Raw genomic sequence first — 22,066 nt, forward strand, 5'->3', positions numbered from 1 at the left:
GTTAGTGAGAAGTGGGAAGGGAAGACGAGGTTTAAATAGTGAATGGTTCTCGAGTACGATTTTGACATCGTTGTAGTCGACCCGGGGGATGGGGGGGCAGAATCCGGCCGTGACGGTTTTGTGAAAAAACCGGTTTTGCGTGCGATGTTTCGCAACGTGAAAACGGCTGATGCATTGCGCGCCACCTCTCCTAAAATTCGCAAGATATTTCAGGATGCAGGCTTTGGCCTAGACGCAACCGGAAGCGAGTTGTCCAGCGGTTTGTATCGCCCTCGCGACGAAGCCGAACGCGAAAGAATTCTGCGTGCCCTGTTCGCCAATGTCCGAGAGATGGGAGTGAAAGGCGAATATTGTGGTGAGTTCGATTTCAAGCAGTTTCTAAAGGATGTCAAAGCAGCGCGGCCGCGCAATGGTCAGCGTCGGCAAGTCGCGGACTGGACGCCCAAGCCGCGCAGTGGCTCTATGGAAAAGCCCGAACGTCGCACGGTTCCGGCCCGGATCGGGCTGGCGCTGGGGTTGGCAGTGGTTATCTTCGTAATCCTCAAGTACCTGGCTGAATCGGGGTCAGCGCCCTAGATCAGTGTAACGCCTGCGTCGCGCATCGCGGTTTCGGCTGCACCCAGTGATCCATCAAGATCAATCGCCCGGCACGCGTCCATGCGCACTTGCACGTCATATCCAAGCCGAGCCGCGTCGACCGCCGAGAAATGGACGCAGAAATCCGTGGCCAATCCAACCATCGTCAGTTTCGTGAACCCTCGTGAATTCAGATAGCCGTCAAGACCCGTTGGTGTGGTCTGGTCATTCTCGAAAAAGGCCGAGTAGCTGTCGATCGCGCTGCGAAACCCCTTGCGGATGATCAAGTCGCCATCGGTGCGTAGATCGGGATGAAACGCGGCGCCTTCGGTGCCTTGAACGCAGTGATCTGGCCACAACACTTGTGGGCCATAGGTCATCTCGGTCACGTCAAAGGGGTTTTTACCCGTATGAGAGCTGGCAAAAGACGAATGTCCCGCCGGATGCCAGTCCTGTGTCAGGATCACCGCGTCGAAATCACCCATCATCGCGTTGATGGGGGCGATGATCTGATCTCCGCCGGGCACGGCCAGCGCACCGCCGGGGCAAAAGTCGTTCTGGACGTCGATTACGATCAGGGCGTGGGTCATTGCGGCCTCCTTGCGTTGTCCTATCGGTAGGCGGCAAGTAGGGGGGCGTCAATCCGGTCCCTTGCGACTCTTTGAATGCAGGTTTAGACCGCGCGCATGTATACCATCGCTGCCCTCTATCACTTCACCCGATTCCCGGATCACGCTGCCCTGCGCGAGCCATTGCTCGAGCTTTGCCGCGCGCAAGCTGTCAAAGGCACTCTGCTGCTGGCGCGAGAGGGGATCAATGGCACCATCGCTGGCCCCCGCGCCGGAATCGACGCGGTGCTGGCGCATATCAAGGCGTTGCCGGGATGCGCGGATCTTGAGTGGAAAGAGGCCACCGCCGATCATCCGCCCTTTGGCAAGATGAAGGTGCGCCTGAAGAAAGAGATCGTGACCATGGGCCAGCCGGATGTCGATCCGCGCGCCCGCGTTGGCAACTATGTCGAGCCTGAGGATTGGAATGACCTGATCCGCTCGGACGATGTGGTGGTGATCGACACGCGCAACGATTACGAGGTTGCGATTGGTACGTTTGAAGGCGCAATAGACCCTGAAACCGCCAGTTTCCGCGAATTCCCGGCATGGTGGGAGGAAAACAAGGACCGCTTCCACAACAAGCGCGTCGCTATGTTCTGCACCGGCGGCATCCGCTGCGAGAAATCGACCAACTTCCTGCTGGGGCAGGGGGTTGAGGATGTCTATCACCTGAAAGGTGGTATTCTGCGTTATCTTGAGGAAATGCCCGCTGAAGACAGCACGTGGCAAGGCGAGTGTTTCGTGTTCGACAACCGCGTGTCCGTCGGACACGGGCTGGTCGAGGGGCCACATAATCTGTGTCACGGTTGCCGACGTCCCATCCTGCCCGAAGATATGAAGCGCCCGGAATACGAGCATGGCGTGTCCTGCCACCGGTGCATCAATGAAACGTCCGAGGCTGACAAGATGCGCTTTCGCGAGCGGCAGAAACAGATCGGTCTGGCGCGTCAACGCGGGCACGAGCATCTGGGTACGACCTAAACCTCTGATTTTTCAGGTTGCGGGTATGCGCGTCTGACCCGATGATTGACCGTGTCACATATTGACGGAGGTTTCATGCACCGCGACCCGACTACTCTGGAAGAGTGGAAATCAACCTTGGTCGCCGCCTTGGGATTGGTGGTCGCCAGTTTCATCGCGTGGTACGGGCTGTCGCGGCTGAGCGAGACCACGGCAGGCGACAAGATCGGCACAGCTACTACCGTGCTGCTGACGATCTGGCTTGTGTCGCAGACCTGGTACTACATGACTCAGGTCAAATCACCCCGTCGGCAACTGCTGTTGATGGGGATCTCCTTTATTCAAGTCGTCCCCTTTCTTTTCGCGGCTGTCTATGGATCGTTCGGCTATTACGACCTGTGCGTCGTAGGCGCGCGCGGCCCAACTGACGTTTTGTATTTCTCCTATGTGACCTTCACGACGGTTGGGTTCGGGGATTTGCACCCTGCCGGAATGTGTCGCGGTTTGGCCGTGGCCGAGGCTATCACCGGCTATATCCTGTTGGGCCTGTTTGTGGCCGCAGCGGTTGGGATTTACGCCCGTTCACACAGCGACAACTGATCCGCTATTTGTTGTGGTCGATCCATAGCGACATCGCATGCTTGTCCCGAAAACACTCTTGCGGGATTTGCCTGCGTTTGCCGCGGGCAATACGCTCGGCATAGGCCACCTGCTTGCCGGTTGGATAATTGGCAAAGGGCGATGGATCATGCGGTTTGTGTGCTGAAATCCACTGCGACATGGCCCGGCGATCCCGTTGCGCTTCGACGGGGATTTCCAATGCTGTTTGTTGAGCGATCGCGCGCGCATAGCGCATTTGCCGATCGGTGACAGGCAGCAGGTGATAGTCGTTCGATGGGCCGTTCAGAGCAGTATTTTGCGTGGCGTAAGACATCGGAATGTTCCTCTGACTATGTAGAACATAAATGGAACATTAACTTTTCTATTCAAGAGGACAGCGATTCACATCGGCGAGAGTTTGCCGTATTCACGTTTATTGACTGATCAATCAACAAAAGTTAAAGCCGGTGGAAAGACTTCTGAAAAGGACCCGGTCATGAAATTCCAGCCTAAGGCGAGCCATTTTATCAATGGTGAATACGTCGAAGACACCAATGGTGCCCCCATCGACGTTATCTTTCCCGCAACCGGAGAGATTATCGCCCGGCTGCATTCCGCCACGCCAGAGGTTGTTGAACAGGCTCTAAACAGTGCAAAAATGGCTCAAAACGAATGGGCTGCGCTATCGGGAGCCGAGCGGGGCCGGGTTCTACGCCGTGCCGCTGACATCATGCGCGAACGCAATCGCGCGCTGTCCCTCCTTGAAACGCACGACACAGGAAAACCTCTGCAGGAAACGCTGGTCGCCGACGCCACCAGCGGGGCCGATGCGCTGGAATATTTCGGCGGGTTGGCCGGATCGCTGACCGGTGAGCATATCCCGCTGGGCGGTGGTGACTTCGTGTATACCATCCGCGAGGCGCTGGGCGTCTGTGTTGGCATCGGCGCGTGGAACTATCCCACCCAGATCGCCTGCTGGAAAGGCGCGCCTGCCTTAGCTTGCGGCAATGCGATGGTATTCAAACCGTCGGAAACCACGCCTTTGTCCGCATTGAAAGTGGCCGAGATTCTGATCGAGGCCGGTGCCCCAAAAGGCATCTACAACGTCGTGCAAGGGTACGGAGATGTCGGCGCGTCGCTGGTGACGGACCCGCGCGTGGCTAAGGTCTCGTTGACCGGATCGGTGCCCACCGGTCGCAAGGTCTATGCCGCCGCCGCAGCGGACATGAAACACGTGACGATGGAACTGGGCGGCAAGTCCCCCATGATCGTGTTTGACGATGCCGATATCGAAAATGCCGTTTCGGGCGCGATTTTGGGGAACTTCTATTCCTCGGGACAGGTCTGTTCCAACGGCACGCGCGTCTTTGTACAGAAAGGCATCAAGGAACAATTCCTCACTCGCCTGTCCGAACGTCTGGCCACCGCGAAAATTGGCGACCCGCTGGATGAGAGCGTAAATTTCGGCCCTATGGTTAGCGAAAACCAGATGAACATCGCGCTGGGCTATATCGAAAAAGGCAAAGCCGAGGGCGCGCGTCTTGTCTATGGCGGCGAGCGGATCGAGGGCGACGGCTTTTACATGCAGCCCACCGTTTTTGCCGATGTCACTGACGACATGACCATCGCGCGTGAGGAAATCTTTGGCCCCGTCATGTCCGTTCTGGATTTCGACTCCGAAGAAGAAGTCTTGGCCCGCGCCAATGATACCGAGTTCGGCCTGGCCGCTGGCGTCTTTACCAACGACCTGACCCGCGCCCATCGTATCGTGGCGGGTTTCGCGGCGGGTACCTGCTATATCAACACCTACAACCTGGCCCCGGTCGAAGCTCCGTTCGGCGGTTCCAAGATGTCGGGCGTCGGGCGCGAGAACTCGAAACTGGCGATCAACCATTTCAGCGAGATGAAGACCGTCTATGTCTCGATGAACGATGTCGAGGCGCCCTACTGATCAAAACCGGCCATTCACACTCTGTTTTCGACATTTCGCGTCGGGAACAGAGCATAAGCCGCCCCTGACCTGTGGCTGACTTTCCTGCAAGCGCCAAGTTCGCAAGCAGGAGGTCAGCCCATGAAAACCCACGCTCAGGCCGTTGTGATCGGAGGGGGGCTGGTCGGATGCTCGATCCTGTATCATCTGGCCAAGCTCGGCTGGACCGATGTTGTCCTGCTGGAACGCGATGAACTGACCAGCGGGTCTACATGGCACGCGGCGGCCAATATCCACGGGCTGCACGACAACAACAACATCACCCGTATCCAGCATTATACGATGAACCTGTATAAAGAGCTGGAGAAGGAAACCGGGCAGGGCTGTGGTGTTTTCCAGTCGGGATCGCTCTATCTGGCGCAGACTGAGGACCGCGAACACCAACTGCGTCTGCAAGAGGCCAAGGCGAAGTTCTACGGTCTGAATTTCCATGAGATCAGTCGCGAACAGGCGATGGAACTGCACCCGCTGGCGCAGTTCGACGACATTCGCTGCATCATGTTTGAACCCGATGGCGGCAATGTCGATCCTTCGGGCGTGACGCATGCCTACGCCGCCGGTGCCCGCGCGATGGGGGCCACGATTGAGCGGTTTTGCCCCGTAATAGGGACTGAACAGCAGCCGGATGGGTCGTGGATCGTGCGAACTGAGAAAGGGGACATCCACACGCATTGGGTGGTCAATGCAGGCGGTCTCTGGGGGCGTGAAGTTGCGGCGCTGGCCGGGATTGAGCTGCCTCTGCAACCGACCGAACATCAGTATTTCGTCACCGAAGCCATTGATGAGGTCGCAGCCTTAGGCCGTCGCCTGCCGTCCATCGCCGACCGGGATGGTGAGTATTATTTCCGGCAGGAAGGCAACGGGCTGCTGATCGGTGCCTATGAGAAAGACATGAAGTTCTGGGCCGAAAGCGGCACACCGCTGGATTTCGCCCATGATCTGTTTCCCGACGATCTGGACCGAATCATGGAAAACGTCATTCGAGCCACCGAACGTGTGCCAGTTGCCGCGACCGCAGGTGTGAAACGGGTGATCAACGGCCCGATGATCTGGTCGCCCGACTCCAACGCGATCTGGGGGCCGGTGCCCGAGTTGCAGAACTATTTCTGCTGCACCGGGATCATCCCCGGATTCTCGCAATCTGGTGGTCTTGGCCTGCTGTCGGCGCAATGGATGATCGAAGGTGAGCCGAAATACGACATGTTCGCGTGGGACCTGGCGCGATTTGGCGACTGGGCCGACAAGAAATTCACCAAGGCGCGGGTCCAAGACGCCTATACGCACCGCTTCGCCATCCATTTCCCGAACGAAGAACGCAGCGCAGGTCGTCCCGCCCGTGTGCGCCCCGCTTACGAGATGCAGAAAAATATGGGCTGCGTCTTTGGCCTGAACTGCGGGTGGGAACATCCGCTGTGGTTTGCCGACCAACCCGGAGTGACCGATACCAACGGGTTTACACGCCAGAACTGGTGGGAACCCGTAGGCCGCGAGGTGCGGATGCTGCGCGACAATGTGGGCGTGATCGACATCTCAAACTTCGCCAACTATGTCATCAAGGGACCCGGCGCTTATGATTGGCTGGATCGTCTGGTCGCCAACCGCGTGCCGACCGAGATCGGGCGGTCCTGTCTGACCCCTCTGATCTCGGTCCGCGGGGGCGTTGCGGGCGATTTCACCATCACCAAAACCGCCGAGGATGAGTACATGATGATCGGTTCGGGCATGGCCGAACGCTATCACCAGCGGTTCTTCAACATGGTCGAGTTGCCCGAAGGTACGACGCTCGACGTCGCCACAGACCGTATCGCAGGGTTCAACGTGGCAGGGCCAAATTCGCGCCACGTGTTGCAGCGCCTCACGAATGCGGACCTGTCAAACGAGGGGTTCCGCTTTATGCGGTCCCGACGGATCGAGGTTGCAGGTGTGCCCTGCCTGGCCATCCGCGTCAGCTTTACGGGTGACTTGGGGTGGGAGCTTCATTGCGCCGAGGAAGACCAGATCAGGCTCTATACAGCGCTTTTGGAAGCCGCGCATGACTTGGGTGGGGGTCCGGTTGGCGGTCGCGCGTTGGGGTCATTGCGGATTGAAAAGGGATATGGTTCCTGGGGGCGGGAGTATTCTCAGGAATATTGGCCGCAAGAAGTTGGGTTGGCCGGGCTGATCAAGCTGGACGAGGATTTCTTGCACAAGGACGCGTATCTGGCCGTCAAAGACAATGCCCCGCGTGAGGTTTTGTCGATGTTTGAAGTGGACGCAACCAATGCCGATGCATCCGGCGGTGAGCCGATATTCACCCCGGATGGAACACCGGTTGGGCGAGTGACCTCTGGCGCATATGGCTACAGCGTCGGGAAGTCTCTGGCGATTGGTTATGCCGACCCCAAGGTTGCCCAACCCGGAGATACGGTGACTATTTTCATCCTTGGAAAACCGCACAAAGCCACGCTTTTGTCCGAGCCGCCTTTTGACCCGTCTGGTCAGCGCCTTCGGGATGTGAAGCAACCGGTGATGGACCCGGTAAAATGACAGGGACGTTCGACCAAGTCGCGGATTTTGCGCTACGCCGGACAGCGGATCAGATGCCGCAAAGCGCGATGGACGCAGCCGCTCTGATGATGCTGGACACGATGGGTATCCTGATCGCCTCTGGTCCGATGGAGGCTGGGGTGATCGCCCGTGAAACGGCGTCTTTGCTGTATGCCAGCACGCAGGAAGCGTACAGCGCGCGCTTGATGTTCGATGGTCGACGGGTCAGCATGGCAGGGGCGGCCTATGCGATGGCGACTCAGACCGACAATCTGGACGGGCATGACGGGTACAACCCGACCAAGGGGCATATCGGTGTTGTCGTCTTGCCTGCGCTAGTTGCCTTGGCCGAGCATTGCCCCGACCTGACCGGGCCCGAGGCGCTGGCCGCCGTGATCACCGGGTACGAGGTTGCCGGGCGCGCCGGGTTGTCGTTGCACGCGTCGGTCAGCGACTATCACACATCGGGTGCGTGGAATGCGCTGGGTGTGGCGGCAATGGCCTCGCGCCTGCGAGGGCATACGCCGGAACAATTGCGACAGGCGATGGGGATCGCCGAATATCACGGCCCGCGCAGTCAGATGATGCGGGAAATTGCGAACCCGACGATGCTACACGATGGCTCTGGCTGGGGTGCGCTGGTTGGCCTGTCCGCTGCGGTTCTTGCCGAAAAGGGATTTACCGGCGCTCCGGCCATTACGATCGAAGCTCAGTCTGCGGCGTCTCATTGGGCCGATCTGGGGAGGTTCTGGCAGGTCGAACATCAATATGTAAAACCCTACCCGATCTGCCGGTGGGCACATGCGGCGATTGACGCGGTTCGCGCGGTCATGACGTCGAACAGCCTGACACACGATCAGATTCAGTCAATACAGATCAACAGCTTTGACGAAGCAGCGTGCCTATACGCTGGAATGCCGGAGACGACGTCTCAGGCGCAGTATTCCCTTCCCTTCGCCGTTGCGGTTCAGGCGATTTACGGGCGGATCGGGGTCGAACATATTTCGGGGGCTGGTTTTTCCGATCTTGACGTGGCCGACTTCATGCGGCGTATCCAAGTATCCAGTGCTGAACGTCATTCCGCGCGCTTTCCAAATGGTAGATGGGCGGATGTCAGGATCGAAACCACAGATGGTCGAGTACTCGAATCTGGTGACATCCATGCGCGCGGCGGCCCCGAAGCACCCTTCCACCGTGATGAGGTGATCGGCAAGTACACGGAGTTCACCGAGCCGGTCCTCGGGCGCGCCCGTGCGGACGCGATTCGAGATGCCATCTTGGGCTGGAACGACCCAGAAAGCCGGTATTCCGACCTTGCGCAATGGCTTTTTGATCCCATCGAGCAATAGGCGAAACGCAGGCTCAAACACTGAGTTTTTGTCTCTAACACGGCTGAATTCTGCAAAACTGCGAGTTCTATCTGACAACCGCTGCCAATAGTTCCGCGATTTGTTGCCGGGTGTCTGCGCTGTCTTGCAGCAGGGTTCTGGCGTCAGCCAATGGTTTGCCGGGCACGCGATTAGGTTGCCTTGACAGATTTTGGGTTGTTTGGCTTATCCGGCCAAATCGTGGACCTTGCACCGCGTCGACTTCATCGGGCAGATCGGCCAGCCAAAAGAAGCGGTTGGCTTCGTCGTAGTTGCCAAACGCCTAGGAAAGACTTCCGGCCGTCGCGTAGTCATTGACGGACTGGAGTGCCTGCAGCTTGATTTGCGTTGCTTTCTCTGACGAGTCGTCGGCCAACTCTAGCAAAGCCTGATGCGGGCGGCGGGACAGCAGGGCGGAATGCGCGCGCAAACGTGCCCGATCTGCAGCGCGAGCCTTGTCTTGAGATCGGCTGGCCAAAACATGCGCCGGGCGCGCAAAACCAAGCGATACCAATCGATCTGCCACTGCTATGGCCGTGCTGGTCGTCAGAGCAATTCTATGTTCCGCTGACATCGTCAAAACGCGCCGTAAAAAAGTTGTATCGTCGGCGCGTTCCGTCAGAACCTGCGTGATCTGGTTTAGCCCCGCGTCGTGTTCGGGCCCTTTCGGAATCTCCTCTAGAAAATCCAGAGCCTGATCAAATTCTTGGCTTAACCCAAGGGCAACAGCATGCGTGCGTTGAAGCACTGGCTGAAGTGGAGACTCGCGCAACTCGGCCGCGAATGAGGCGGCAAGAGCCACCTCCTTGGCGGAAACCGAACCGCGGTCCGTCCACCGTTTGTCGACAAGGCGAACCAGAGCGACCGGAGCCTCCAACGTGGATCCGGGTGCAGAAATAGCATCGGTCAGCAGCGTTTCTGCCAACGGTCCATCACCGTCAGAAGCCGCGATTTTGGCATTGGCGTTCGATGCGCTTGCACTGGGATTGGTTTGGACGCGGCCAACACCGCGCATTACCCGCCGGGCGGCTTCCAGTTCCTTGCCCTTCACGAAAATCTCTGACAGTTCGGGGCCAAGGTGACGTCGCAAGTGGCGGGGCAAACGTGCAAAGGACTGCTCGATGTCGTTGAGCGCTGCATCCTCGACCAAGACGCCTTCGGTGAGCACAGACCACAATGCCGCGTCACTGTCGCAAAATTGCATGCCTGCAAACGGGTTGGCCTCAGACACTTCACCGCGATCCAAATATTGCGCAATCGCGGCGATCCGTGTCGTCTCGGGCGATGATACCTTGCCCAAAAGCTCCAGCATCCGAAGCGATTCTGCGCCAAACCCGTGAAACGCGTACAGTTTTGCAAGTTTTAGGGCCGAATCTGCATCGAGGTGATCAAACTCTTGAAACAATTTGGTGCGGAGTTCGGCCAACTGCAACGGAAACGGATCTGCCTCAGACCATTTGCCGAAACCAAGGTCAGCACTGGTAAAACACGCTGGATGCCGTTCAATGGGCATCAAACGCGCGCCGAACTGATCGTTCAGTTCGTCCGCAATCGAGGTCACGTTGATATTCGCGTTCAGATCAAACGCCGGTTGCTGTACGTCTTTGGCAATCGATGCCCTTGGACCGACCGGAGCGAGTTCAAGGTCTACGAGATCCCGGTCAGCGCCTTGCAGCAGCCGCGTGGAAAGCAGACTTTCAAGGAGCCGTGCGTTCAAGTTCACAACGGGTAATGACAGCGCCTTCAAAGGCTGCGTGCTGTCCAGGGGATTTGGGGCTGGTACAGCCTTGGGCAGCAGGGGCGGAGGAATATCGGAGCTGATCGCCGGTTGAATTTTAGCCGCGGTGATATCGACGACGATCATCGTGTCTTTGTACAGAAAGGATGACGCGACACAGTCGCAGCCAAACTGCATCTCCAAAGCCTCACCGGGGCTTTTCTGCGATATGGCCGCCAGCCGGTTTTGCGTGAGGCGCTGAAAAACAGAGCCCGTATCAAAGGTCACGTCTTCCAGCGCCACGCTCAATCGCGCGCCGTTCCTAGTTTGCGCCAGTGTCCAGTCAGTACCAGCTGGAACTTGAACGACCAGCCGCGTGTAGCCGTCGTGCTCGCCGGTTCTAACGGTCACAGGTCGCGCAGTCGCCAAGTTTGCGATCGCCAAAAAGCCAGCAACAAGAAATCCCAACTTTTTCATGCCGCAGCCTGTTTCAGCTCTTTCAGCGCGTCTTCAAGTTCGGAAAATCCCGGGCGGTTATGTGTTGGAGTGTTCTGACGCCCGACTTCGATGCACATAGCCGGATTGTGGTTATGCAGGTTTGCAACCAGCACCTCTTTGATCAACTGGTAGAAGTGGTTGTCTTCTTCGACCACAGCCTTCAGTTTTCCGGCAAATGGCCCGACCAGCCCATAGGCCAGGAAGACGCCAAGAAACGTTCCGACCAACGCTCCGCCAATCAGTTTGCCCAGAACCTCGGGGGGCTGGTCAATGGATCCCATCGTCTTGATCACCCCTAGAACAGCGGCCACGATACCCAGGGCCGGAAGTCCATCTGCGACCGTCTGCAGCGCGTGGCTTGAGTGCATGGCGTGATGGAAATTGGCCTCCATCCGTTTCTCCAGCACCTCCTCAACCTGATGCGGGTCGTCGTAGTTCATTGAGGCTGAGCGCATCGTGTCGCAGATCAGGTCGACCGCTTCTTTGTCCGATTGAATCTTTGGATAGGCCGAGAACAGTGACGACGCCTTGGGGTCTTCGATATGCTGTTCCAGTTCGACCGGGTTGGCCTTGGCAACGCGGATAAGTGAAAACAAGAGGCACAGCAGATCACGATAGTCTTCGGGCTTCCATTTGGGGCCCTTGAAGACTTTGCCAATGTCTTTGGCGGTGTGTTTGACCGCGCTCATGTCGTTGCTGATCAGAAAAGCACCGACAGCCGCACCCCCGATCATCATCATTTCAAACGGGAGTGATTTGAGAATGATGGCCATTTTGCCGCCCGCAGCCAGATAGCCGCCGAAAACCATGGCAAAAATGACGACAATTCCGATTAATCCGATCATGTGCGATCTCCAGAGAGGCAAAAGCGGGGTTGATAGACGTCGTCAGTCATTCCTGAGGCGCGGTTGCGTTTCGACTGGCCATGATGACGCTGATTGTGTAAGCAGATTCGGGGCTGAGCCCGGCCAGCACGCCAGCGGCGGCGTCAGGCGGCATGCGAGATAGGAAACCCGCCGCGAACCCTGGATCCATCGTCTCGAACAGGGCCGCTGCGTCTTTTGGCTTCATGTTTTGATAGACGTCCGTAAGGCGCGTCAGGTCGGTCTCGGCCGCTTTCTCAGCATAGGCCAACGTCTCGCGCAAACTCTCTTCGGCCTCTTGCAGTGCAGCCAATCGGCCTTCGATTGCCTGATCCGCAATTTGCAGGGCTTTTTCCTTGTCCAGCACGGCGGCTTCGCGAATTGCCAATGCTTCTTCGCGGCGTAGCAACTGGGTCAATAATTCCTGAGCACCGGGTTTGTCGCTTTGCGCTATTTCAGGCTCTAACGTGAGAGAATCAGAGCTTTTGGCAAGCGCAGGACCAGCTTCCAGACCCACGCGGATCACAGCGGAACCGATCATCAACAAAGAGATCACCGCAAGAACACCGCTTTTAGGTCGCTTTGTGGGCTTTCCCGTCATGCTGCGGCCTCATCAGACTTGCGTCCATGCCTCATGAACATCAACCCGGCGGGCCGCTTGGCCGATTGGGCGCTTTCCGGCTTTACTGCCTGCTTCGGTTCGGATTCTTCCTGAATGACTTCATCCGGCGGCGCGGATTCCTCGGCTCTGGCCGGCTCGTCCGGGGCTTCTTCTTCGGGTATGACGTCATGCATTGACGCCATCATCAGTTCCAATCGTTGCGCGACCGATTCTGCCCTATTTGTCAGGTCTTTCAGAGCGACCCCCGATTGATCGGACGCCTCGCGTGCCGCATTCAGGGATTGTTTCAGCTCGTCTGCTTGTGACGATAAAACAGCCACCGCACCGCCAACGCCCTTTTCGAGGTCAGTAAAGCGTTTGAGGCGCCGGGACAGGACGAAACAATAGAGGCCCGCGCCCAACGCTCCGGCAACCAGCAAGATATCCGCGATCAATTCCAACTTTGCCTCCTAGTTCAGTACAAATTCCATCACGAGAACATCGCGTACGCGATCTTCTCCAACGACAATGCCGATGCGCCGCAGCAGGTGCCCGCGGATGCGCATCAGCGCGAGCGAATCTTCGAGGTCAGAGATTTCGACCGCGCGCAGGTATCCGTTCAGGACGTCCATGATTCGCGGCTTCACTTTTTCGACGTCGCCCAGATATTCGGAGTTCACCTCAAGCTGAGCGTGAAATTTCAGGTGGCGGGAATCACCTGTACTCACCGATACAATCACTGTTGGAAGATCGACGAATCCGACGTCGGGCAATGCCTTTTCAGGCGTGTCATCCCTTTTATCCTTGGCATTTTGCGCGCTGGTTTCGCTCCTAATCGGTAGCGCGCCTGAGGTGGTCAGAAAATACCCGCCTGCTGCGCCAATCACCGCCAGAATCAGCCCGATGATCATTCCCTTTTTCCCCGTTTTCTTAGGGGCTTCTGCCTGTTCTGCGGTCGCGTCGGTCATGACGTCCTCATTCATCCGTTCTGCAATTGTCATAACCCGGCAGGGACTAACCGATTGTTAAGGGCAATCGTCCAAACAAGGGATGCGCCGGGCAGAATGTCGGCGAGTCGGAGGTGAGCGTGCAGCAGATCGGAACTGTCTGGGCTAGTTTGGACAGGCGTAAACAAATCATCGTTGCCGGTGCGGTTGTGCTGGTGTTTCTGGGGGTGCTTGCGATGTCGCGGCTGGTCGCCGCGCCGTCGATGACTCTGCTATATGCAGGGCTGGAAAGTGGTGCTGCGGGTGACATTGTCCGCTCGCTGGATCAGCGCGGAGTGGCTTACGAGATTCGCGGCGGTTCAATTTACGTCCCGGGGTCGCAACGGGATGAGCTGCGCATGACTCTTGCCAGTGAGGGACTGCCTGCGAACGGAAACCAAGGGTATGAGTTGCTGGATTCACTCAGCGGTTTCGGCACCACGTCGCAGATGTTCGATGCCGCCTATTGGCGCGCGAAAGAAGGCGAGCTCGCCCGGACGATTGTTGGCAGCCCTCATATCAGCCAGGCACGGGTGCATATTGCGAATGGATCGACGAACCCGTTTCAGCGCAGCATTGCTCCGACGGCGTCGATCTATTTGGTATCGTCTGGTGCGGACATCACCTCGGATCAGGCCAAGGCGATCCGGTTTCTGGTTTCGTCGGCTGTCAGCGGCCTTGCGCCCGAGAATGTGACAGTTGTCGATTCCAATGGATCAGTGATCAGCGCGCAGGAGAACGCGGTTGCATCCGATACGGCTGACGACAAGTCGCGTCAAATGCGAGAGCGTGTTCTACGTTTGGTCGAAGCGCGGGTCGGGGCCGGAAATGCCGTGGTAGAGGTCAGCGTGGATACTGTCACCAAGACGGAATCCATCCGCGAACGGCGTTTTGATCCCAATGGTCGTGTTGCCATCAGCACGGATGTCGAAGAGCGTTCGGACAGTGCGCGCAACCAATCCGCCGATGTCACTGTGGCATCGAACCTGCCGGATGGGGACGGAGCGGGGGGCGACGAATCAAACTCGAACGCCACCCAGACGCGCGAACGTGTGAACTACGAAGTATCAGAGACCGAGTTTGAGGTGCACAATGCACCGGGCGCGATCAGGCGACTGACGGTGGCCGTGCTGGTGAACGGGTCGCGGGAAACGGACGCTGCCGGTGTCGAAACCTTTGTCCCGATGCCCGAGGTTGAGATGGAAGCTCTGAAAGAACTGGTGGCTTCGGCGGTCGGTTTTGACGCAGAACGTGGAGATGTGATCACGTTGAAATCCATGGATCTGCCGTCGGTTGAACCACAGGGAACGCTTGCGTCGACTTCGATCTGGCAGAACATGCATTTTGACGCGATGTCGCTGATCCAGATGGCGGTGTTGGCCATTGTCTCTTTGGTTCTCGGGCTGTTCGTGATCCGTCCGATCCTGACAAAACCTCAGGCGGCGCCACCCTTGTTGCCTGCGGCTGCGCCCTCTGACCCCCAGACCGTTCTGACCGGAGAGATTGCCACGGACGAAGCCGGTCGTTTCACGTCGCTTCCGGGACAGTCTGCACAGGAAGAACTTCCCGTACCTGCAACGCAGCAGAGCGCTGATCCTGTCGAACGGTTGCGCGCAATGATCGGCGACAAGCAGGAGGAAACCGTAGAAATCCTGCGTAGTTGGCTCGAAGAAGGCGAGGAACGCGTCTGATGTCGATTGCCCACCTTCTTGAGGATTTTACACTACAGGCCGGCACAGCCAAAGTGCTCCTTCTGGATGAAGACGCGCTTGAGGAACAGCGGCTTGCAGCATTCGAGCAAGGCTACAGCGCCGGTTGGGAAGACGCGGTACAGGCGCAGGCACAGGACAAGGGAGAGGTCTCGGCGGACCTGGCCAAAGCGCTCGGAGATATGTCGTTCACCTACCAGGAAGCCTTGGCGAGGATGACCATGTCGCTGAAGCCCATGTTCCACAGTCTTGTTGAGGTAGTTCTGCCTGAAACGTTGGATCGAGGTTTTGCAACGCGACTGACTGAACAACTAACCGAAATGGCGCGCGATCACATTGGCCAGCCTATGCAGATATTTGTGCCCGTTGGCTGCGTGGCGGAAGTTGACGAGATGGTTCCGGCAGAGCTGTCCCCGTCCACCCAAGTCGTTGAAGACCCGTCGCTGGAGGCAGGGCAGGCAAGGTTGCAGGTCGGAGTGCACAGGCGCGAGGTGGATTGCACCGATCTGCTTGCCGCCATTTCCGGGGCGTTCGACGCCTATGTATTCGAGGCAAAAAAGGCATTGACCAATGAGTGATACCCAGACCCAGCGACCCGAAAAAACGAACCCGTTTGAAAATGTCCCTATCGAGGTCACCGTCTCGGTCGGGCGCGCGCTACCGCTGATCCGCGATCTGTTGAGCATGGGCGAGAATGCCGTGCTGACCCTGGACAAACGTATCGAGGATCCGGTTGACCTCTATGTCGGGGATCAACTTGTGGCACGGGGTCTGCTTGAAGAAATGGAGGGCGATCAAGCAGGGCAACTTGCCGTGCGGTTGACTGAAATCGCGGATTTGCAAAACGGAATCGGCTGATGCGTTGGTTGCCCGGGCTGATCGCTTTAACGGTAATGTTGTGCCCGTCGCTGGCCGCGGCGCAGGAGGTATCGCTTTCGCTGGGGGAAGGCGGTTCGATTTCAGCACGGACCATTCAGTTGATCCTGTTGGTCACAGTGCTGAGCCTTGCGCCGGGACTGGCGATCATGATCACGTGCTTTCCATTCCTGATCACTGTTTTGGCGATCCTGCGGCAAGGCATCGGGCTTCAGCAATCGCCTCCTAACATGCTGATCGTCAGCCTAGCTTTGTTTCTCACTTACTTCATCATGGAGCCGGTCTTTACCGAGGCATGGACGATCGGTATCCGGCCCATGGTCGAGGAGACTCTGGAAGTGGATTTGGCGCTGGAAAGAGCCATTCAGCCGTTTCGCGTTTTTATGGCTGCGCGCCTGGACCCGGATACGTTTCACGCGATGGCAGCCTTGCGGCCCGAAGGCGAAACCGCTGTGTTGTCGCCGCAAGCTCCGCTTTCGATCCTGATGCCGTCCTTCATGCTGTCCGAGATTGCTCGGGCTTTTCAGATCGGGTTCCTGATCTTTTTGCCTTTTCTGATTATTGATCTGGTTGTCGCTGCGGTGCTGATGTCGATGGGGATGATGATGGTGCCGCCGGCAACGGTATCTCTGCCGTTCAAACTGGCGTTTTTTGTCATCGCGGATGGGTGGCCCCTGATCGCAGGAGCGCTGGTGCGCAGCTATATGAGCTAAAGGATTATTGCCGGGTGATCTGGAGGCACGCGCGTAGCCCGCGATCTCCTGCCTCGAAGGTTAGTTCGCCGCCATGCTGCTCGGCGACTGTGGCGGCAATCGTCAGGCCAAGGCCAAACCCGTCAGACGATCCGGTGTTCGAGCCGCGCCGAAACGGGGCCATCAGCGTTTCGATGTCGGCGACAGACAAGTCCGTACCCTTGTCCTCGACGGTAATGATCGCTGTGTGCGCATCAGTTTCCAGTTGCACCTCGGCGTGGCGGCCGTATTTCAGGGCGTTGTCGATCAGGTTGGTCAGCGCGCGTTTCAGCGAGATCGGGCGCCCAGTAACCAACATGCGCCGAGTCTCCGGCAGCGATCCATGTCCGCGCCGGGTCATGAAGACCGACGGAGCGCCCTCGACCGCGACCGGATCAACCTTTTGCAGCGTGACGGGCAGGTCCATGTCCTGATAGTCGGCCACGACCGACTCGACCAGCGATGTCAGCGAGATCTGTCGTGGTTCCTCGACGCTTAGCTCGGACCGCGTGTAGGTCAGGACGCTTTCGATCATGCCGGTCATCTGATCGACGTCAGCTTCGAGCTTTTCGCGCAGTTCGTCATCGGCAATCAGGGCGGCGCGCAGGCGAACGCGGGTCGCCGGTGTTCCCAAATCGTGACTGACCCCGGACAGGACAGTGGCACGTTTTTCAAGCTGCATGCGCTCGGCTTCAAGATGTGCGTTCACGGCCGAGACGATGTCGCGCAATTCTTCCGGGCCATCCGTGTCATAGCTTTCTGGTCCACCGCGCCGCCGCCTCTCGCGAAGGGCATGGGCGAAGCGGGTGAACGTATCGGACACATTGCCCACCGAGGTCAGGATCACGGCAAGCGCAACGATGCCCAACAAGATTGCGGGCAGACGCAGATCAACCGGAGCGGCCCCGCAGCCCCAGATCGAGGTTCCGTCTACTCTGTACCACCGCCCACGTCCGAATTGGGCGATCAGTATCGGCTCGCTGCAGTAGGTGGCCAGCAGACGGGTCAGATTGCCCATCTTCTCGGGGCCGGTCTGATCCGTGCCAGAGACGATGTCCGATACCGGATAGACCAGCCGGTCGGACAGGATAGCCAGAGTCAGCTCGCGCCCACTGAGCGGGGATGAACTGTCTGTCAGGATGGAAAGATTGGTCACGAAACGTCGGTCGGCGAAACCCGGCAACTGTTGAAAATCACCCGATTCCGCCAGGGACGAATCCTGCGGTGACAGGGGTTCTATTGAAAACGCAGTGGACGAGGCCATACCGGTGCGCAGGTCTTCATAGATGGTGAATCCGGCAACGAAAGAGCGCGTCAGGAATTGGTTCCAGGCACGGGCAGAGGCGAACCATAACCCGGCAGAAAGCAATCCTGCGGCAAAGGCTGAAAGAACCCACAGCCAGCCCAAGTTGCGCAGACGCCGTGTCATTCCTCTTGCACCGAGACTTCGGCGGCAAAGACATATCCGACGCCCCGTTCTGTCCGCAGCATCTGTGGATCTTTCGGGTTGGCCTCGATCTTGGATCGCAACCGCCCGACAAGCATGTCAATCGCGCGACCTTGCGCTTCGGGCTTGTCGCTGTCGCCTGTCACGTCCAGCGCGGCCACGATCTCGTCGCGGGTCAGGGGAATGTGGGGGTTGGCCAGCAAAACCTTGAGCAGCGCGGTTTCTCGTTGCGACAGAGAAACAAGATAACCTTCGGGCGAAAATACTTCGTCGCGCTTGCCGTCATAAAGCCACCCGTCGAACCGAAAACTGCGTGTGCGGCGGCGATAGGCCAGCGAAGGCGTCCGACGTGCGCGCTGCATAACCGCGCGAACTCGCGCCAGCAGCAGTTGGGGGTTGAACGGCTTGGCGATATAGTCGTCGGCCCCGACCTCGTATCCGGCCATTCTTTGGTGATCGGCGGACAGGGCTGAAACCAGAATGATCGGCACATCCTGTTCGGCTCTGAGACGGGCGCAAATCTCGACTCCGTTTTCATCCCCCAGCATCACGTCCAGCAGGATCAGGTCGATACGGCCTGAGGTAAGATGATCACGGATTTCGGATTCAGATCGGGCGGGCAGGGCGATGAAACCGTTTTGCTGCATGAACTGCGTCATCATCGACCGCATCTCTGGGTCGTCGTCCACCACCAAAAGTCGCGGAATGCTCACGCGGCTTGTCCTCCCTGTTTCTGCTCCTCCGGTGTCGTCAATTGTAACGAACGGAAACGGATTCAATGTCAACGTAACACGGTGTAACAAAAGCGGTGAAAATTTGGGCTATTTCTGCATGTTGCGAAAGATTCCAAGTTGCCAGACGGCCTGTGCGCATCAGTATGGCCGTCATCGCCGCTTTGACAGCGGCTCCGAATTTCCAGGGAGGAGACAGGAAATGAAGCGTTTTGCATTTGCTACCGTTTCGACATTGGCCGTGGTTGCCGGGTCGACAGCGTTGGCCGGGCCCGAGGCCGAGGTTCTGCATTGGTGGACGTCGGGCGGTGAGGCCAAGTCGGTAGCCGTTCTGCAGGAGGAGTTTGCAGCGAATGGCGGCACCTGGACCGATATGCCGGTCGCCGGTGGTGGTGGTGACGCTGCGATGACCGCCTTGCGTGCCCGCGTTCTGGCCGGAAACGCGCCGACCGCTGTTCAGTTGAAAGGCCCGGCGATTCAGGAATGGTATGAAGAAGGCGTTCTGGCCGACATTTCATCCGTTGCCGAAGCCGAAGGCTGGGCAGATGTTCTGCCTGCCTCGATCGCCGGTCATATGATGTGTGAAGGCACATGGTGCGCCGCGCCTGTGAACGTCCACCGCGTGGACTGGATCTGGGCCAATGCGGACGTTCTGGCTGCCAATGGTATCGAGATGCCGACCACGTGGGACGAGTTCAACGCGGCTGCCGTCAAGTTGATGGATGCCGGTGTGATCCCGCTGGCTCATGGTGGTCAGTCCTGGCAGGACGCGACCGTATTCGAGGCTGTATTGCTGGGCATCGGCGGACCGGAGTTCTATCAAAAGGCGCTGGTCGATCTGGACCCCGAGGCGTTGACCTCGGACACAATGGTGCAGGTGTTTGACCAGATGCGCACCCTGCGCGGCTACGTGGACGAAAACTTCTCGGGCCGTGACTGGAACCTTGCGACGGCCATGGTGATGAACGGCGAAGCAGCCTTCCAGATCATGGGTGACTGGGCCAAGGGTGAGTTCCTGGCGGCTGGCAAAAAGCCGGGTGAGGACTTCCTGTGTGCCTCGACCCCCGGTGACGGTTACCTGTACAACGTCGATAGCTTTGCCATGTTCAACGTGGACGGAGATGACAAGAAAGCCGGACAGGATCTGCTGGCCAAGCTGATCGTCGCGCCGAACTTCCAGAAGGTGTTCAACCTGAACAAGGGCTCGATCCCGGCACGGACCGACGTGGCGCTGGATGATTTCGACATCTGCGCCAACCTGTCGGCCGAAGACATGGGCTCGACCTCGGCGGCAGGGTCGCTGCTGCCATCCTATGCGCATGGCATGGCGCTGCGCGGGTCGCAGTCCGGTGCGATTACCGATGTTGTAACCGCACATTTCAACTCGGAAATGTCCTCGGCTGACGCGGTTCAGCAACTGGCGGACGCGGTGGCAAACAGCTACTGATCCGAACCGGCTCTGCCCCTATACTGTGGGGCAGAGCCTCTTTTCTCCCGGAGGAAAAAATGTCCGAATGGCTGGAAAACCACCTGCCCAAGGTGGTGCTGGCACCGTCGTTCATTGCCGTATTGATCTTTGTCTACGGCTTTATCGGATGGACGGCTTGGGTGTCGCTGACCCGATCGAAACTGCTGCCGAAATACGAGATCAAGGGCTTCATCCAGTATGAACGCCTGTTCGACTCGCCCCGCTGGGATACGGCGATTAACAACCTGTATATCTTTGGCGCATTGTTCATCGTGATCGCGATGGTGCTGGGCCTGTTGCTGGCCATCCTGCTGGATCAGAAAATCCGCGTCGAAGGGGCGATCCGCACCATCTACCTGTACCCTATGGCGCTGTCGATGATCGTAACCGGTACAGCGTGGAAGTGGATTTTGAACCCCGGTTTGGGCATTGAATCCATGGTGCAGGGCTGGGGGTTCACAAACTTCGAGTTCGACTGGCTGGTAAACCCCGATTACGCCATCTACACCATCGTCATGGCCGCGATCTGGCAAAGCTCGGGCTTCGTTATGGCGCTTTTTCTGGCCGGTCTGCGATCCGTGGATGGAGAGATCATCAAGGCCGCGCAGGTCGATGGTATCCCCACATGGCGCATCTATACGGCGATTATCATCCCTTCGATGGCCCCGATCTTCCTGTCGGCCTTCATCGTGCTGGCGCACCTTGCGATCAAGAGCTTTGATCTGGTCATCGCCCTGACAGGCGGCGGTCCGGGCTACGCGACCGATCTACCGGCAACCTACATGTACGCCATGGCGTTTTCGCGCGGTGACATCGGTCAGGCGGCCTCGTCTGCGATGATCATGATGCTGGTCGTCTTTGCCATCGTGGTTCCCTATCTTTACTCAGAGCTGAGGGCGAAAAATGACTGATCTGTCGATGCCCCAATCCCGAACGCAACCTCGTAGCCAAAGCGCCGCTGGCAAGATTGCCCTGCGTTGGCTGCTGTATGTCCTGCTGGGACTGTTTGCGCTGTATTACCTGATGCCGCTGTTCGTGATGTTGACCACGTCGCTGAAAAGCCTTGAGGAAATCCGAACCGGGTCTCTGATTTCTCTACCGCGTGAGGTCAGTTTCGACGCTTGGAAAACGGCATGGTCCGGCGCTTGCACCGGTATTCAGTGTGAAGGTCTGCGGCCCTATTTCTGGAACTCGGTCCTGATCGCGGTGCCTGCGGTGGCGATCTCGACCCTGCTGGGCGCACTGAATGGTTATGTCGTGGCGCAGTGGCGGTTCAAAGGGGCCAACATCATCTTCTCGCTGATGCTGTTTGGCTGCTTTATCCCGTTTCAAGTGGTTCTGCTGCCGATGGCGCGCCTGCTGGGCTTGATGGGGATCGCCGGGACCATTCCGGGACTGATCTTTGTTCACGTCATCTACGGGCTGGGCTTCACCACGCTGTTCTTCCGCAACTACTACGTTACCATCCCGGCCGAGCTGACCAAGGCTGCGCGCGTCGATGGGGCCGGGTTCCTGCGGATCTTCTGGTCGATCTTCCTGCCGCTGTCGCTGCCCATCATCGTGGTGACCGTGATCTGGCAGTTCACGCAGATCTGGAACGACTTCCTGTTCGGCGTGTCCTTCAGCCAGGCGGGGACGCAGCCCGTGACCGTGGCACTGAACAACATCGTAAACTCCACCACCGGCGTCAAAGAATACAACGTCGACATGGCTGCCGCGATCATCGCGGGGCTGCCGACGCTGCTCGTCTATGTCGTTGCCGGTAAGTATTTCATCCGCGGTCTGACCGCTGGTTCCGTGAAGGGATAA

General features: G+C 58.1%; 22 protein-coding genes. 13 read left to right on the forward strand and 9 right to left on the reverse strand.

The window, feature by feature from the left end; all coding sequences use genetic code 11:
* Window positions 1-42 precede the first annotated feature (42 nt).
* Window positions 43-576: a hypothetical protein gene (locus ACR0LH_RS10850; protein ID WP_480720957.1), complete on the forward strand. Its 534-nt coding sequence runs from the start codon at window positions 43-45 to the stop codon at window positions 574-576.
* On the opposite strand, the gene pncA is transcribed toward ACR0LH_RS10850, so the two are convergent.
* Entirely contained in the window at window positions 573-1,166 is a 594-nt protein-coding gene (gene pncA, locus ACR0LH_RS10855; protein ID WP_480720958.1) for a bifunctional nicotinamidase/pyrazinamidase, read from the reverse strand. The genes ACR0LH_RS10850 and pncA overlap by 4 nt on opposite strands.
* A 96-nt stretch (window positions 1,167-1,262) precedes the next feature.
* Between pncA and trhO the strand changes: the two genes are divergently transcribed.
* Complete coding sequence (gene trhO / locus ACR0LH_RS10860; protein ID WP_480720959.1) at window positions 1,263-2,168, forward strand: oxygen-dependent tRNA uridine(34) hydroxylase TrhO; 906 nt, start codon at window positions 1,263-1,265, stop codon at window positions 2,166-2,168.
* A gap of 75 nt (window positions 2,169-2,243) precedes the next feature.
* Window positions 2,244-2,747 carry a potassium channel family protein gene (locus ACR0LH_RS10865; RefSeq protein ID WP_170777355.1) on the forward strand — a complete coding sequence of 168 codons (504 nt, stop codon included), beginning with the start codon at window positions 2,244-2,246 and terminating at the stop codon, window positions 2,745-2,747.
* Between the two features lie 4 nt (window positions 2,748-2,751).
* Here the strand turns inward: ACR0LH_RS10865 and ACR0LH_RS10870 are convergent, their stop codons facing one another.
* Window positions 2,752-3,081, reverse strand: coding sequence for a hypothetical protein (locus ACR0LH_RS10870; protein ID WP_170387789.1), 330 nt, complete (start codon window positions 3,079-3,081; stop codon window positions 2,752-2,754).
* A gap of 162 nt (window positions 3,082-3,243) precedes the next feature.
* Between ACR0LH_RS10870 and betB the strand changes: the two genes are divergently transcribed.
* The 3 genes from betB (at window position 3,244) to ACR0LH_RS10885 (ending at window position 8,612) form a co-directional block, all read left to right on the forward strand.
* On the forward strand, window positions 3,244-4,698 hold the full coding sequence (gene betB / locus ACR0LH_RS10875; protein ID WP_480720961.1) for a betaine-aldehyde dehydrogenase: 1,455 nt from the start codon (window positions 3,244-3,246) through the stop codon (window positions 4,696-4,698).
* Between the two features lie 120 nt (window positions 4,699-4,818).
* Window positions 4,819-7,263, forward strand: coding sequence for a GcvT family protein (locus ACR0LH_RS10880; protein ID WP_480720962.1), 2,445 nt, complete (start codon window positions 4,819-4,821; stop codon window positions 7,261-7,263).
* Window positions 7,260-8,612, forward strand: coding sequence for an MmgE/PrpD family protein (locus ACR0LH_RS10885; RefSeq protein ID WP_480720963.1), 1,353 nt, complete (start codon window positions 7,260-7,262; stop codon window positions 8,610-8,612). The genes ACR0LH_RS10880 and ACR0LH_RS10885 overlap by 4 nt, the downstream gene beginning before the upstream one ends.
* Before the next feature lie 301 nt (window positions 8,613-8,913).
* Here the strand turns inward: ACR0LH_RS10885 and ACR0LH_RS10890 are convergent, their stop codons facing one another.
* From ACR0LH_RS10890 to ACR0LH_RS10910, 5 genes are read right to left on the reverse strand one after another with little or no spacing between them, the layout of a single operon-like run.
* Window positions 8,914-10,824: a hypothetical protein gene (locus ACR0LH_RS10890; RefSeq protein ID WP_480720965.1), complete on the reverse strand. Its 1,911-nt coding sequence runs from the start codon at window positions 10,822-10,824 to the stop codon at window positions 8,914-8,916.
* Entirely contained in the window at window positions 10,821-11,690 is an 870-nt protein-coding gene (motA, locus tag ACR0LH_RS10895) for a flagellar motor stator protein MotA (RefSeq protein WP_170558335.1), read from the reverse strand. The genes ACR0LH_RS10890 and motA overlap by 4 nt, the downstream gene beginning before the upstream one ends.
* Window positions 11,691-11,736: 46 nt before the next feature.
* The gene (locus tag ACR0LH_RS10900) at window positions 11,737-12,309 is read right to left on the reverse strand and encodes a MotE family protein (RefSeq protein ID WP_480720967.1); all 573 of its coding nucleotides are present in this window, start codon (window positions 12,307-12,309) and stop codon (window positions 11,737-11,739) included.
* A complete protein-coding gene (locus tag ACR0LH_RS10905) occupies window positions 12,306-12,770 on the reverse strand; it encodes a hypothetical protein (RefSeq protein ID WP_480720968.1) in 465 nt (154 codons plus the stop codon). The genes ACR0LH_RS10900 and ACR0LH_RS10905 overlap by 4 nt, the downstream gene beginning before the upstream one ends.
* Before the next feature lie 9 nt (window positions 12,771-12,779).
* Window positions 12,780-13,277, reverse strand: a complete 498-nt coding sequence (locus ACR0LH_RS10910; RefSeq protein WP_480720969.1) for a flagellar basal body-associated FliL family protein — start codon at window positions 13,275-13,277, stop codon at window positions 12,780-12,782.
* A gap of 119 nt (window positions 13,278-13,396) precedes the next feature.
* On the opposite strand from ACR0LH_RS10910, the gene fliF reads away from it, so the two are divergent.
* The 4 genes from fliF to fliP are packed head-to-tail and all read left to right on the forward strand — an operon-like array spanning window position 13,397 to window position 16,593.
* Complete coding sequence (gene fliF, locus ACR0LH_RS10915; RefSeq protein WP_480720970.1) at window positions 13,397-14,986, forward strand: flagellar basal-body MS-ring/collar protein FliF; 1,590 nt, start codon at window positions 13,397-13,399, stop codon at window positions 14,984-14,986.
* Window positions 14,986-15,582 (forward strand): ABC transporter ATP-binding protein, encoded by a 597-nt coding sequence (locus tag ACR0LH_RS10920; protein WP_170564072.1) that lies wholly within the window; start codon window positions 14,986-14,988, stop codon window positions 15,580-15,582. The genes fliF and ACR0LH_RS10920 overlap by 1 nt, the downstream gene beginning before the upstream one ends.
* Window positions 15,575-15,862 carry a FliM/FliN family flagellar motor switch protein gene (locus tag ACR0LH_RS10925; RefSeq protein WP_480720972.1) on the forward strand — a complete coding sequence of 96 codons (288 nt, stop codon included), beginning with the start codon at window positions 15,575-15,577 and terminating at the stop codon, window positions 15,860-15,862. Before ACR0LH_RS10920 ends, ACR0LH_RS10925 begins: the two co-directional genes overlap by 8 nt.
* Window positions 15,862-16,593 carry a flagellar type III secretion system pore protein FliP gene (gene fliP / locus ACR0LH_RS10930; RefSeq protein ID WP_480720973.1) on the forward strand — a complete coding sequence of 244 codons (732 nt, stop codon included), beginning with the start codon at window positions 15,862-15,864 and terminating at the stop codon, window positions 16,591-16,593. Before ACR0LH_RS10925 ends, fliP begins: the two co-directional genes overlap by 1 nt.
* Before the next feature lie 4 nt (window positions 16,594-16,597).
* Here fliP and ACR0LH_RS10935 read toward each other — a convergent pair whose 3' ends face one another.
* Both ACR0LH_RS10935 and ACR0LH_RS10940 read right to left on the reverse strand, forming a co-directional pair.
* Window positions 16,598-18,040 carry a sensor histidine kinase gene (locus tag ACR0LH_RS10935; RefSeq protein WP_480720975.1) on the reverse strand — a complete coding sequence of 481 codons (1,443 nt, stop codon included), beginning with the start codon at window positions 18,038-18,040 and terminating at the stop codon, window positions 16,598-16,600.
* Window positions 18,037-18,771: a response regulator transcription factor gene (locus tag ACR0LH_RS10940; RefSeq protein WP_170483553.1), complete on the reverse strand. Its 735-nt coding sequence runs from the start codon at window positions 18,769-18,771 to the stop codon at window positions 18,037-18,039. The genes ACR0LH_RS10935 and ACR0LH_RS10940 overlap by 4 nt, the downstream gene beginning before the upstream one ends.
* Window positions 18,772-18,991: 220 nt before the next feature.
* Here ACR0LH_RS10940 and ACR0LH_RS10945 point away from each other — a divergent pair, with 220 nt between their 5' ends.
* From ACR0LH_RS10945 to ACR0LH_RS10955, 3 genes are read left to right on the forward strand one after another with little or no spacing between them, the layout of a single operon-like run.
* On the forward strand, window positions 18,992-20,236 hold the full coding sequence (locus ACR0LH_RS10945) for an ABC transporter substrate-binding protein (RefSeq protein WP_170387764.1): 1,245 nt from the start codon (window positions 18,992-18,994) through the stop codon (window positions 20,234-20,236).
* Between the two features lie 59 nt (window positions 20,237-20,295).
* A complete protein-coding gene (locus tag ACR0LH_RS10950; protein ID WP_170387762.1) occupies window positions 20,296-21,168 on the forward strand; it encodes a carbohydrate ABC transporter permease in 873 nt (290 codons plus the stop codon).
* Window positions 21,161-22,066: a carbohydrate ABC transporter permease gene (locus ACR0LH_RS10955; protein WP_170483557.1), complete on the forward strand. Its 906-nt coding sequence runs from the start codon at window positions 21,161-21,163 to the stop codon at window positions 22,064-22,066. Before ACR0LH_RS10950 ends, ACR0LH_RS10955 begins: the two co-directional genes overlap by 8 nt.

The sequence above is a fragment of the Ruegeria sp. CL6 genome (assembly GCF_056536465.1).

Coding starts and splice junctions, on each gene's coding strand:
- ACR0LH_RS10890 (WP_480720965.1), bottom strand. CDS start 10,824: ATGAAAAAGTTGGGATTTCTTGTTGCTGGCTTTTTGGCGATCGCAAAC.
- betB (WP_480720961.1), top strand. CDS start 3,244: ATGAAATTCCAGCCTAAGGCGAGCCATTTTATCAATGGTGAATACGTC.
- ACR0LH_RS10865 (WP_170777355.1), top strand. CDS start 2,244: ATGCACCGCGACCCGACTACTCTGGAAGAGTGGAAATCAACCTTGGTC.
- ACR0LH_RS10925 (WP_480720972.1), top strand. CDS start 15,575: ATGAGTGATACCCAGACCCAGCGACCCGAAAAAACGAACCCGTTTGAA.
- ACR0LH_RS10935 (WP_480720975.1), bottom strand. CDS start 18,040: ATGACACGGCGTCTGCGCAACTTGGGCTGGCTGTGGGTTCTTTCAGCC.
- ACR0LH_RS10910 (WP_480720969.1), bottom strand. CDS start 13,277: ATGACCGACGCGACCGCAGAACAGGCAGAAGCCCCTAAGAAAACGGGG.
- trhO (WP_480720959.1), top strand. CDS start 1,263: ATGTATACCATCGCTGCCCTCTATCACTTCACCCGATTCCCGGATCAC.
- ACR0LH_RS10850 (WP_480720957.1), top strand. CDS start 43: ATGGTTCTCGAGTACGATTTTGACATCGTTGTAGTCGACCCGGGGGAT.
- ACR0LH_RS10955 (WP_170483557.1), top strand. CDS start 21,161: ATGACTGATCTGTCGATGCCCCAATCCCGAACGCAACCTCGTAGCCAA.
- ACR0LH_RS10880 (WP_480720962.1), top strand. CDS start 4,819: ATGAAAACCCACGCTCAGGCCGTTGTGATCGGAGGGGGGCTGGTCGGA.
- fliP (WP_480720973.1), top strand. CDS start 15,862: ATGCGTTGGTTGCCCGGGCTGATCGCTTTAACGGTAATGTTGTGCCCG.
- ACR0LH_RS10950 (WP_170387762.1), top strand. CDS start 20,296: ATGTCCGAATGGCTGGAAAACCACCTGCCCAAGGTGGTGCTGGCACCG.
- ACR0LH_RS10870 (WP_170387789.1), bottom strand. CDS start 3,081: ATGTCTTACGCCACGCAAAATACTGCTCTGAACGGCCCATCGAACGAC.
- pncA (WP_480720958.1), bottom strand. CDS start 1,166: ATGACCCACGCCCTGATCGTAATCGACGTCCAGAACGACTTTTGCCCC.
- ACR0LH_RS10945 (WP_170387764.1), top strand. CDS start 18,992: ATGAAGCGTTTTGCATTTGCTACCGTTTCGACATTGGCCGTGGTTGCC.
- motA (WP_170558335.1), bottom strand. CDS start 11,690: ATGATCGGATTAATCGGAATTGTCGTCATTTTTGCCATGGTTTTCGGC.
- ACR0LH_RS10900 (WP_480720967.1), bottom strand. CDS start 12,309: ATGACGGGAAAGCCCACAAAGCGACCTAAAAGCGGTGTTCTTGCGGTG.
- ACR0LH_RS10885 (WP_480720963.1), top strand. CDS start 7,260: ATGACAGGGACGTTCGACCAAGTCGCGGATTTTGCGCTACGCCGGACA.
- ACR0LH_RS10920 (WP_170564072.1), top strand. CDS start 14,986: ATGTCGATTGCCCACCTTCTTGAGGATTTTACACTACAGGCCGGCACA.